The sequence below is a fragment of the Methylobacterium sp. WL116 genome, assembly GCF_008039455.1.
Lineage (GTDB): Bacteria > Pseudomonadota > Alphaproteobacteria > Rhizobiales > Beijerinckiaceae > Methylobacterium.
Window position 1 is genome coordinate 1 of sequence record NZ_VRUV01000929.1, and the last position, 970, is coordinate 970.

General features: G+C 75.3%; 1 protein-coding gene and 1 pseudogene. Both read right to left on the reverse strand.

Annotated features, from left to right (window positions below; genetic code table 11):
* Nucleotides 1–294 precede the first annotated feature (294 nt).
* Nucleotides 295–600, reverse strand: a pseudogene (locus FV223_RS28555) (acyl transferase); the annotation flags it as partial.
* A partial coding sequence (locus FV223_RS28560) for a triphosphoribosyl-dephospho-CoA synthase (RefSeq protein ID WP_187276295.1) occupies nt 597–970 on the reverse strand: 374 nt, incomplete at its 5' end. The pseudogene FV223_RS28555 and the gene FV223_RS28560, both read right to left, overlap by 4 nt.

Below are 970 nucleotides of genomic sequence, written 5' to 3' on the forward strand. Positions count from 1 at the left end.
GCCGCCCAGGGCCGCGCCGGCCAGGGCGCCGCCGCGCGCCTTGACGAGGGCGTCGACGATCGACTTCGCGTCGACGGACTCCTTGGGATCGACGGGCAATTTGGCGTCGGCGGTTTTGTTCAGATCGGGCATCGCGGGCTACTCCGAACGCGGGCGGGGATCGGACCGGCAACGACCGGACGGGGCCAAGGTTCATCGGCATCTTCCGTCGCGCCGGTGGCGGTTGCCGGATTCGGGCGCGGCGGCGATAGAGGGCGGCACCAGCCGATGGCGCTCCTTCCCCGTCCCCTAAGCCGAGAAGCGTCCGGCGCAGCCCCAGGCGGCCAAGTCGCCGATGCTGTAGCCGGCGACGATCCGGCGGCCGGGCGCCGCCTCCGAGACGAGGGTCCAGGCGGCGAGCGCCGCGACGCAGCACAGGATCTGCCCGGTGCGGTTCTCGTTCAGGGCCTCGCCGCCGGCGCGTGCGAGGTCGCGCGGGTCGGCCCCGAGCAGCGGCCGCGCCGCCGTGAACACAGCCTGCGCCGCCGGCAGGTCGGCGGTGAGATCGAACATTCCGGGATGCTGGGCGCCCTGCCCCGAGCAGAGGATCGCCAGCGTCATGGGCGCGGCGCCTCGATCGCGTCCACGAACAGCGTCATCGCCAGCAGGTCGGCCGCGCCGCCGGGGCTGAGGTTGCGCGCGACGAAGGCGCGGTGGAGGTCCTCCGCCGCGGCGCGCCAATCCGACCGGCCGACGCCGCCGGCCGTGATGAAGCCGGCGGCGGCGTCGCGGGCGAAGGCGTAGCCGGCCTCGCCGCCGCGATGCAGCAGGTTCGTGTCCTCCAAAGTGGCGATGAGCGCGAGGCAGGCCTCGACACGCGCCGCCTCCGGATCGTCCGGCCGCAGGCGCCGGCCGCGGTCGAGGGCCGGTAGGCCGACCCCGTAGAGGTGGGGGAAGCCGGAGGCCGCCTCGTGCGGCGCGCCGCCGACCC